The following is a 1,770-nucleotide window of genomic DNA, read 5'->3' as shown; positions in this document are numbered from 1 at the left end:
GCGTGGCGCTGGCCCGCGCGCTGGCGCTGGACCCGCCGCTGATGATCTACGACGAGCCGCTGACCGGGCTGGACCCGATCGCCTCGGGGGTGATCATGAGCCTGATCCAGCGCCTGAACGACAATCTGGGCCTGACCAGCATCATCGTCAGCCACCACGTCCACGAAACCCTGCCGATCTGCGACCAGGCGGTGGTGATCGCCAATGGCGGCATCGTGTTCTCCGGCACCCCGGACGCGCTGCAGGCCAGCGCCGATCCGCTGGTGCGGCAGTTCCTGCATGGCCAGCCGGATGGCCCGATCCCGTTCGATGCCGCCCCGCGCGCGAGGACTGCCTGATGCCGTTTGTTGCCTCGATCCGTTCGCTCGGCCGTGCCGGCCTGTTCTCGCTGACCGTGCTGCGCGGCTCGCTGCCGACCCGCGATTTCCTGGCCGAGCTGACCCGCGAGGTCTACAAGATCGGCGCGCGCTCGCTGCCGATCATCGCCGTGGGTGGCGCCTTCGTCGGCCTGGTGCTGACCCTGCAGGGCTACCGCACGCTGACCACCTTCGGCGCGGCCGATGCGCTGTCCACCCTGCTGGGCCTGTCGCGTACCGCGAGCTGCGCCGGTGCTGACCGCGCTGCTGTTCATCGGCCGCGCCGGCAGCTCGATCGCCGCCGAGCTGGGCCTGATGCGCGCCACCGACCAGATCAAGGCGCTGGAGCTGATGGCCATCGATCCGATCGCCAAGGCGGTGGCGCCACGCTTCTGGGCGGCGGTGCTGACCGTGCCGCTGCTGACCGGCATCTTCTGCTCGCTGGCCATCGCCGGCGGCTGGTTCGAAGCGGTGCACATCCTGGGCCAGGACAACGGCACGTTCTGGTCGGGGCTGCGCGGCAGTGTCGATTTCTGGGACGACTTCGTCGTGGCCCTGCTCAAGTCGGCGATCTTCGGCGGCACCGCGGCGCTGGTGGCGGCCTACGTGGGCTTCCACGCCGAGCCGACCATCGAAGGCACCTCGGTGGCCACCACCCGCGCGGTGGTCAACGCCTCGCTGCTGGTGCTGATGTTCAATTTCGTGCTGTCGGCGCTGCTGTTTCAATAGCGCGAGTCCCTCGCAAAAACTGCACGTCCATCTGCAGGATCAAACGAACAACCCGCTTCGCGCTGCGAAGCATCTGCTGGATCAGGAGTGAGATAACCAATGGCCATCCGTGGACCCAGACTTGAATTTTCCGTCGGCGCCTTCCTGCTGCTGGCGCTGGCCTCGCTGCTGGTGCTGGCGGTGGCCTCGACCAACCAGCGCTTCGGCCTGGGCGGCGGCGACTACGTGCTGAAGGCGCGTTTCAGCCAGATCGGCCAGCTGCGCGCGCAGGCGCCAGTGAAGGTCGGCGGGGTGACCATCGGCCAAGTGGCTGATATTCAGCTCGATCCGGTTAAATACGATTCCATCGTCACCCTGGCGCTGGACAGCAAGTTCAAGGATCTGCCCGCCGATACCTCGGCCGGTATTTTCACCAGCGGCCTGCTGGGCGAAAGCTATATCGGCCTGCAGCCGGGCGGTGATCCGGACGTGCTCAAGTCCGGCGACGAGATCGTCTTCACCCAGCCGGCGGTGGACCTGATCCAGCTGGTCGGCAAATACATGTTCAGTGGCGGCGGGACGACCGCCGGCGACAACGACTCCACCGGCGCCGACGCGCCTGCAACGGAACCGCAACAATGAAAGTGAAACTGCTGACCGCCCTTCTCGCTTCGGCCCTGCTGGCCAGCGCACCGTCGCTGCTGAT

The 1,770-nt window shown here is 67.0% G+C and carries 2 protein-coding genes and 1 pseudogene; all 3 read left to right on the top strand.

Features of this window, described 5'->3' with window-relative positions:
• Positions 1-338: ABC transporter ATP-binding protein (locus JCM9942_RS15175; protein WP_083468580.1), on the top strand; the 338-nt coding region annotated here is incomplete at its 5' end.
• Positions 338-1,085 (top strand): annotated as a pseudogene (locus tag JCM9942_RS15170) (MlaE family lipid ABC transporter permease subunit). The gene JCM9942_RS15175 and the pseudogene JCM9942_RS15170, both read left to right, overlap by 1 nt.
• A 99-nt stretch (positions 1,086-1,184) precedes the next feature.
• Positions 1,185-1,706 (top strand): outer membrane lipid asymmetry maintenance protein MlaD, encoded by a 522-nt coding sequence (gene mlaD / locus JCM9942_RS15165; RefSeq protein ID WP_054660674.1) that lies wholly within the window; start codon positions 1,185-1,187, stop codon positions 1,704-1,706.
• Positions 1,707-1,770: the final 64 nt, after the last annotated feature.

Origin of the sequence: Stenotrophomonas pictorum JCM 9942 (assembly GCF_001310775.1) — a bacterium.
GTDB classification, from domain to species: Bacteria; Pseudomonadota; Gammaproteobacteria; order Xanthomonadales; family Xanthomonadaceae; genus Stenotrophomonas; species Stenotrophomonas pictorum.
The sequence above is the reverse complement of the archived record's forward strand: the minus strand, read 5'-3'. Positions and strand labels throughout refer to the sequence as shown.

Bases quoted from the DNA above. Each gene is read 5' to 3' on its own strand.
- mlaD (WP_054660674.1), top strand. From the start codon at position 1,185: ATGGCCATCCGTGGACCCAGACTTGAATTTTCCGTCGGCGCCTTCCTG.